General features: G+C 72.7%; 9 protein-coding genes. 5 read left to right on the top strand and 4 right to left on the bottom strand.

Annotated elements, in window-relative coordinates; all coding sequences use genetic code 11:
- The 3 genes from AOK22_RS33565 to AOK22_RS33555 form a co-directional block, all read left to right on the top strand.
- On the top strand, nt 1-781 hold a 781-nt coding region (locus tag AOK22_RS33565), incomplete at its 5' end, for a beta-keto acid cleavage family enzyme (RefSeq protein ID WP_055702493.1).
- A gap of 31 nt (nt 782-812) precedes the next feature.
- The gene (locus AOK22_RS33560) at nt 813-1,769 is read left to right on the top strand and encodes a 3-hydroxyacyl-CoA dehydrogenase NAD-binding domain-containing protein (RefSeq protein WP_055702492.1); all 957 of its coding nucleotides are present in this window, start codon (nt 813-815) and stop codon (nt 1,767-1,769) included.
- Nucleotides 1,766-2,251, top strand: a complete 486-nt coding sequence (locus AOK22_RS33555) for a thioesterase family protein (protein ID WP_055702491.1) — start codon at nt 1,766-1,768, stop codon at nt 2,249-2,251. The genes AOK22_RS33560 and AOK22_RS33555 overlap by 4 nt, the downstream gene beginning before the upstream one ends.
- Here AOK22_RS33555 and AOK22_RS33550 read toward each other — a convergent pair.
- Nucleotides 2,248-3,543 carry an MFS transporter gene (locus tag AOK22_RS33550; RefSeq protein WP_107102093.1) on the bottom strand — a complete coding sequence of 432 codons (1,296 nt, stop codon included), beginning with the start codon at nt 3,541-3,543 and terminating at the stop codon, nt 2,248-2,250. The genes AOK22_RS33555 and AOK22_RS33550 overlap by 4 nt on opposite strands.
- 69 nt (nt 3,544-3,612) lie before the next feature.
- Nucleotides 3,613-4,485, bottom strand: a complete 873-nt coding sequence (locus AOK22_RS33545; RefSeq protein ID WP_055702490.1) for a hypothetical protein — start codon at nt 4,483-4,485, stop codon at nt 3,613-3,615.
- 130 nt (nt 4,486-4,615) lie between these two features.
- On the opposite strand from AOK22_RS33545, the gene AOK22_RS33540 reads away from it, so the two are divergent.
- Both AOK22_RS33540 and AOK22_RS33535 read left to right on the top strand, forming a co-directional pair.
- Nucleotides 4,616-5,962 carry a 6-phospho-beta-glucosidase gene (locus AOK22_RS33540; RefSeq protein WP_055702489.1) on the top strand — a complete coding sequence of 449 codons (1,347 nt, stop codon included), beginning with the start codon at nt 4,616-4,618 and terminating at the stop codon, nt 5,960-5,962.
- Nucleotides 5,963-5,988: 26 nt separating this feature from the next.
- Nucleotides 5,989-6,378: a hypothetical protein gene (locus AOK22_RS33535; protein ID WP_055702488.1), complete on the top strand. Its 390-nt coding sequence runs from the start codon at nt 5,989-5,991 to the stop codon at nt 6,376-6,378.
- 19 nt (nt 6,379-6,397) lie between these two features.
- On the opposite strand, the gene AOK22_RS33530 is transcribed toward AOK22_RS33535, so the two are convergent.
- Both AOK22_RS33530 and AOK22_RS33525 read right to left on the bottom strand, forming a co-directional pair.
- Nucleotides 6,398-6,898, bottom strand: coding sequence for an FBP domain-containing protein (locus tag AOK22_RS33530; protein WP_055702487.1), 501 nt, complete (start codon nt 6,896-6,898; stop codon nt 6,398-6,400).
- A gap of 38 nt (nt 6,899-6,936) precedes the next feature.
- Nucleotides 6,937-7,634 (bottom strand): GNAT family N-acetyltransferase (locus AOK22_RS33525; protein WP_055702486.1); only part of this gene is annotated, 698 nt, incomplete at its 5' end.

Raw genomic sequence — 7,634 nt, 5'->3', positions numbered from 1 at the left:
GGCCGCCGAGGCGGGCGCCGCCGTCGTGCACATCCACGTCCGCGACCCCGGGACCGGCGACCCCTCCCGCGACCCGCGCCTGTACCGCGAGGTCGTCGAGCGCATCAAGGAGACCGGCACCGACGTCGTCATCAACCTCACGGCGGGCATGGGCGGCGACCTCGTCATCGACCCCGTCCAGCCGCTGAAGGAGCTCGGCGAGCTGCCCGGCACCGACCTCGTCGGCGGCCTCGACCGCCTCCCGCACGTCGAGGACCTGCTCCCCGACATCTGCACCCTGGACTGCGGCTCGCTCAACTTCGGCGACAACCTCTACATCTCCACGCCCGACATGCTCCGCCAGGGCGCCCAGCGCATCCAGGAGCTGGGCGTACGGCCCGAGCTGGAGATCTTCGACACCGGCCAGCTGTGGTTCGCCAAGCAGCTGCTCGCCGAGGGACTGCTCGACAACCCCACCGTCTTCCAGCTCTGCATGGGCATCCCGTGGGGCGCGCCCGCCGACCCGGGCGTCCTGCAGTCCATGGTCAACATGCTTCCCGAGGGCGCCCAGTGGGCGAGCTTCGCGCTCGGCCGCATGCAGATGCCGTGGGTCGCGCAGTCGATCCTGCTCGGCGGCCAGGTGCGTGTCGGCCTGGAGGACAACCTCTACCTCGGCAAGGGCAACAAGGTCACGAACGCACAGCTCGTCGAGCGTGCGGTGCAGATCACGGAGAACCTCGGGTCGCGGGTCGCCACCCCGGACGAGGCCCGTCAGAAGCTCGGCCTGCGACCGCGTTCCTAGCACTGTGCCGGACGAAAGGAATTCCCCCCTCATGACCATCACCACCCCCGAAGAAGTCCGCCGCGTCTCCTGCATAGGCGCCGGAGTCATCGGCGGCGGCTGGGTCGCCCACTTCCTGGCCCGCGGCTACGACGTCACCGCCTGGGACCCGGCACCCGACGCCGAGCGGAAGCTGCGGCGGCTCGTCGAGGCCGCCTGGCCCGCCCTCACCCAGCTCGGCCTCGCCGACGGCGCCTCGCAGGACCGCCTCACCGTCGCCGCCACGCTCGAAGAGGCCGTCGCCGACGCCCAGTTCGTACAGGAGAGCGCCCCGGAGAAGCTGGAGCTCAAGCGGGACCTCCTGGCCCGGCTCGACGCCGCCGCGCCCGCCGGAGTCGTCATCGCCTCCTCCACCTCGGGCTACCCGATGACCGACATGCAGACGGACGCGGCCACCCCCGGCCGGCTCGTCGTCGGGCACCCCTTCAACCCGCCCTACCTCATCCCCCTCGTCGAGGTCGTCGGCGGCGAGCGCACCGACGCCGACGCGGTCGCCTGGGCGTCGCGGTTCTACGAGGTCGCGGGCAAGTCCGTGATCACGATGAAGAGCGAGGTGCCCGGCTTCATCGCCAACCGCCTCCAGGAAGCCCTGTGGCGCGAGGCCCTGCACATGGTCGCCAACGGCGAGGCCACCGTCCAGGAGATCGACGACTCCATCACCGAGGGCCCCGGCCTGCGCTGGGCGTTCATGGGCCCCATGCTCACCTTCGCGCTCGCGGGCGGCGAGGGCGGCATGGCGCACATGCTCGACCACTTCGGCCCGTCCCTGAAGTCGCCCTGGACGCGCCTGGAGGCGCCCGAGCTCGACAAGAAGCTGTACGACGCCGTGGTCGCGGGCTGCGACGAGGAGGCGAACGGCCGCACCATCGCGGACCTCGTCGCCGAGCGCGACCAGGGCGTCATCGACGTCCTGCGCGCCACCGGCCGACTCCACGGAGGCACGAAGTGACCGAGCCCCTGCCCCTGCTCCGCCGGCAGGTCCGCCCCGAGTGGATCGACTACAACGGCCACATGAGCGAGGCCTTCTACGTCCTCGTCTTCGGCTACGCCACCGACGCCATGATGATCGAGACCGGTCTGCACGCGGGCTACCGCGAGTCCACCGGGTGCTCGCTCTACACGGTCGAGGCGCACATCCGCTATCTGAACGACGTCCCGGAGGGCGCGCACCTGGCCGTCCGCACCCGTCTGCTGGGCGCCGACGCCAAGAAGGCGCGCTTCACGCACGAGATGTACGTCGTCGAGGACGCGGAGAGCGAACCGGCGCCGGACGCCGCCCCGGTGGCGACCACGGAGCTGCTCGCCCTCCACGTCGACCAGAACGCGGGCCGCTCGGCGCCCTTCCCGGACGAGATCCGCGCACGTCTGACGGGCCTCGTGGAGGACGCCCCGGAGTGGGCGGGCCGTTCGATCGCCGTGGTGGGCGGCTAGTCCAGCTCCTTGTGCGCGGTCTCCGGCAGCCGGAGGTACACCGCGGAGGAGGCGAGGCAGAGCACGGCCACGTACACGGGGAACAGCCCGGGAGAGCCGATCTCCTTGAACAGGGTGCCCATGTACGGGGCCGTGCCGCCGAACAGCGCGACGGTCAGCGAGTAGGGGAAGCCGATCCCGGCCGCCCGCACCCGCGCCGGGAACACCTCCGCGTTCACGGCCGCCGAGATCGACGTGAAGCCGGTGAGCAGCACCATGCCCGCGCACTGCACGAGCAGCAGTGAAAGGAACGATCCCGTCAGGGACTTGAGCAGCGGCACGCTCAGGGCGGCGAAGCCGATGCCGAAGAAGAGGAGCAGCGGCCTGCGGCCGAACCGGTCCGAGAGCAGCCCGCCGACCGGCTGCAGCAGCGCGAAGAAGGCGAGCGAGAGCGTGCCCGCGAGCAGCGCCTGGCTCTTGCCGATGTCGGTGTTCAGCTCGGCGTACGTCGGCAGGTACGACGTCCACGTGTAGTAGGCGATGGTGCCGCCCGCCGTGATGCCGCAGATCAGCAGCGACTGGCGCGGGTGGTGGCGCAGCGCGTCGAACAGCCGCGGCCGCTCGGCCTGTTCGTCGGGCGCCCGGTGCGTCTCGTACGCGCCCTGCCTGATCCAGAAGCCGACCAGGCTGAGCACCGCCCCGAGCAGGAACGGCAGCCGCCAGCCCCAGCCGTCCATCTGCCCCTCCGAGAGCGTGGCGACCAGGAGGGCGGCGACGCCGGACGCGGCGAGCTGGCCCGCGCTGGTGGACACGTACTGGAAGCTGGAGAAGAGCCCGCGCCGCCCCGGGCCCGCCGACTCCACGAGGAACGTCGTCGAGGCGGCGAACTCCCCGCCCACGGACAGGCCTTGGAGCAGCCGGGCACCGACCAGCACGACCGGCGCCAGTACGCCCACGGACGCGTACGTCGGCGTCAGGCCGACCAGCAGGCTGCTGCCGCCCATGAGCAGGATCGTGACGGTCAGCGCGGCCCGCCGGCCGCGCCGGTCGGCGACCGCGCCCATGAGCAGGCCGCCGACGGGCCGCATGAAGAAGCCGACCGCGAAGACGGCGAAGGTGGAGAGCAGCGGCACCAGGGAGTTGCCCGACCCCTTGGGGAAGACCTGGTCGGCGATGTACGTCGCGAGGAAGGTGTACGCGTACCAGTCGTACCACTCCACGGCGTTGCCGACCGAGGCGGCGAGCAACTGCCGTATCGGGCGCCGCTCGTGGGCGGGGGCGGTGTCGGTCACCTGCGGGTCGTGCTGTGTCATGATCACGACTTTCCCCCACCGGGCGGCGCCCCACACGTACCGTCCGTCAGCCGGACACCGGCCGCCCCGTCACCCCGTGGTCGGCTTGTACGCGTACACGGTGGTCGTCACCAGACACGGCGCGGGCGGCACCACCTCGACGCGCAGCGTGCGGCGCGCCGCGTCGTAGTCGACGCCCTCGGTCTCGAAGGCCCCCGAGCAGATGCTGCGCTGCGGCGCGGCGAAGAGGCTGGAGACGTGGCCCGTCACCGGCTTGCCGTCGAGCTTTCGCTCCAGGTCGACCTGGAGGACCGGGCGGTCCTCGGGGAAGAGCTCCTTCGACGCGTCGTTCGAGGCGCACACCAGACGCGTGTCCGAGGCGAAGTCGCAGCCCTGGATGTCCCGCACGGGCTTGTCGAGGGAGATCTGCCCGGCCTGCGGGAGGTCGCCTCCGGTGGGCGGGGTGGAGGGGTTGAGCAGCGGGGCGGGGAAGACCTGGAGGCGGTTCTGGTCGCCCCACTCGCCGGAGACCAGCCACTGCGCGTCGGGCGACACGGCCGCGAAGGAGTTGTTGAGCTTCTCGCCGGCGTCGAGCCGGTGCTCGTACACGTACCGCTTGCCGTCGGGCGTGGTGACCGCGTACATCTTCGACGTCGCGTCGTCGCCGCCCTGATAGGCGTCGAAGGTGTGGCCGTTCGCGATGTCGGGGTCGCCTATGTGGCCCCAGCCCTTGGCCCGCAGATCCAGCGGTATGGAGCCGAGGCCGCGGTACAGGAGGCTGCCGTCGGCGCGGCTCGCCAGTCCCTGGCTGCCGGTGAGCGAGTTGACGAGCGAACTGCCGGACTCCTGCCAGCCGCCGGGCGACGCGGGCGCGGCCGCGGCGGGACCACCCGCCATCACCGCCATCGTCACGGCGCCGAACAGAGCGGCGGATGCCTTGGTCGATGCCTTCCAAAGGGTCATCGGGGCGCTACCTCCGTGGGGGGGCGGAACGCTGCGGCGCCATCGTACGTAACGTGAACCCCAGGGATGTACGTAACGTGAACCCCGGCGGCACCGGTCCGACGGAAGTCCGACAGAAGGCGGTTGAGACGTGAAGCTGGCAATTCTCGGCGGAGGCGGATTCCGTGTGCCGCTCGTGTACGGGGCCCTCCTGCGCGACCGCGCCGAGGGCCGCGTCACCGACGTCGTCCTGCACGACCTGGACGCGGCACGCCTCGGCGCCATCGCCCGCGTCCTCGCCGAGCAGGCGGCCGGCGTCCCGGACGCGCCCGCCGTCACCGTCACCACCGACCTCGACGAGGCGCTGCGCGGCGCCGACTTCGTGTTCTCCGCGATCCGCGTCGGGGGCCTGGAGGGGCGCGCCGCCGACGAGCGCGTCGCCCTCGCCGAGAACGTCCTCGGCCAGGAGACGGTCGGCGCGGGCGGCATCGCGTACGGCCTGCGCACGGTGCCCGTCGCCGTGGACATCGCGCGCCGCGTCGCCCGGCTCGCCCCCGACGCCTGGGTCATCAACTTCACCAACCCCGCGGGCCTGGTCACCGAGGCGATGTCCCGGCACATCGGCGACCGCGTCATCGGCATCTGCGACTCGCCCGTGGGCCTCGGCCGCCGGGTCGCGCGGATCCTCGGCGGCAACCCGGACGAGGCGTTCATCGACTACGTCGGCCTCAACCACCTCGGCTGGCTGCGCGGGCTGCGCATCGCGGGCCGCGACGAACTGCCGCGGCTGCTCGCCGACCGCGAGCTCCTCGGCTCCTTCGAGGAGGGCCGGCTGTTCGGCGCCGACTGGCTCCAGTCCCTCGGCGCGATCCCCAACGAATACCTGCACTACTACTACTTCAACCGCGAGGCGGTGCGCGCCTACCAGGAGGCCGAGCAGACCCGCGGCGCCTTCCTCCGCGACCAACAGGCCCGCTTCTACGAGGAGATGGTGCGCGCCGACGCCCCCGCCCTGAAGACCTGGGACGCCACGCGCGCCGAGCGCGAGGCCACGTACATGGCGGAGAACCGGGAAGCGGCGGGCGTGGGGGAGCGGGCCGAGGAGGACCTGGAGTCCGGCGGGTACGAACAGGTCGCGCTCGCCCTGATGCGGGCCGTCGCGCGCGACGAGCGCACGACGCTGATCCTCAACGTCCGCAACGGCACGACCCTGGCCGCCCTGGACGCGGACGCCGTCATCGAGGTGCCGTGCTCGGTCGACGCCAACGGCGCCCACCCGATGGCGGTCGCCCCGCTGCCCGGCCACGCCACCGGTCTGGTGTGCGCGGTCAAGGCCGTCGAACGCGAGGTGCTCGCCGCGGCGGACAGCGGTTCGCTCGCCACCGCCGTCAAGGCGTTCGCCCTGCATCCGCTGGTCGACTCGGTGGCCGTGGCACGGCGCCTGGTGGACGGCTACCGGCAGGCGCACCCCGAGCTCTCCTACCTGGGGCGGGGCTGAGCCGGGCGGCCTGACATGATCACGGGATGAGTCCCGTCGTCTCCATCGGTGCCGCCGCCCGCCGCCCCTGCACGCTCGTCGTGTGCCGGGGCTGCTGCTGCGGCGACGCACGCAAGAACCCCGGCATCGACCACGCGTGGCAGCTGGAGCGGATGCGGGCCGCGGCGGCGGCCTCGCGCGGCCGGTTCGCGGTGCGCACGAGCGACTGCCTCGGGCCGTGCGGCCAGGCGAACATCGTGGTCGTCCAGCCCTCGCCCGAGGGACGCAGGCGCGGCGGCCGGGCGTCGTGGATCGGCTTCGTCACGGACGACGCGGCGCTGGAGGAGATACTCGCCTGGGCCGAGGCGGGCGGCCCCGGCGTGGCCGAGCCGTCGGCCACGCTCACCCTGCAGATGGTCGACCCCCGGGCGCTCTGAACGCCCCGGGGCGCGGCACTCAGTCGGCGAGCACCTGGTCCAGGAAGCCGTTCAGGTTCTGCACGGTGCGCGCGTTCTGCTCCTCCAGGGTCAGGCTCTCCTCGAAGCGGCGGGCGAGCGCCGTGGTCTTCTTCCCTCGTACGTAGAGGGAACAGGCCAGGTCCGCGCAGATGTACAGGCCGACCGAGTTGCCCTGACGGCCCGCCGCGCCCGCCTTCGGGGCCACGAGCAGCGTGATGCCCGAGCCGGACTGCGGCGTCACGCAGACCGAGCAGATGCTCGACTTGAGCAGGCTCTTGCGGGCGCCCGTCGAGGCGCGCAGCGCGATGCCGACCGGCTCGCCGTCGCGCCACGTCACCACATAGCCCCGCTCGGGCGCCTTCGGGTCGCGCCAGCCGAGGAAGTCCAGGTCGGACCAGGGGGTGTCGGCGAAACCGGCAGGGAGCGTGAGCCGACGGGCCTCGCCCTTCGAACAGTTCACAAAGGACGCGCGGATCTCGTTCTCACTGACGGGCTGCATGATCCGGAAGGTATCAACGGGCCCGCGGGACCGTCGTGTCATTTTTCCCCGGCGACCGCCCCGGCCGGCACCCGCGCGGCGCGGAACTCGGTGGTGCGCCGCAGCCGGAAGCCGAGCGACTCGTAGAGCCGGATGGCGCCGGTGTTCCGTGCCGAGGTGTGCAGGAACGGGGTCTCGCCGCGGGCCCGGATCCCGTGGGCCACGGCGAGCACGAGCCGGGTCGCGAGGCCCTGGCCGCGATACGCCGGGTCGGTGCAGACCGCGCTGATCTCCGTCCAGCCCGGCGGGTGCAGCCGCTCCCCGGCCATCGCGACGAGGGCGCCGTCGCGGCGCAGGCCCAGATAGGTGCCGAGCTCGACGGTGCGCGGCAGGAAGGGGCCCGGCCGGGTGCGCTCGACCAGGTCCAGCATCTCGGGTACGTCGGCGGGGCCGAGCCGCACGGCCTCGGGGTCCGGCGCGGCGGCGACCGCGTCGTCCACGAGCTGCACGCCGGGCATCTCGAAGGTCAGCTCCCATCCGTCGGGCGGGTCCGCCGTCACCCCGGGCAGCGGCACCTCCGCCCCGGCCCCGGCGAGCTCGGCGAGGTCCGCCCAGTCCGTGGCCGTCAGGTCGTCGGGCAGCGCGAGCCACGGCGACACGTCGGTGGGGTAGCGCACCACGCGCCCGTGCCACTCGGCGAGGTGCGCGTGCGGGCCGGACAGGGAGGCGTAGGCGGGGTTGTCGAGGGGGTGCGGGG

Source organism: Streptomyces silaceus (genome assembly GCF_001419745.1).
Classification (GTDB): domain Bacteria; phylum Actinomycetota; class Actinomycetes; order Streptomycetales; family Streptomycetaceae; genus Streptomyces; species Streptomyces silaceus.
Note: the sequence above shows the minus strand (reverse complement) of the source record. Positions and strands in the feature narration are given on the sequence as shown.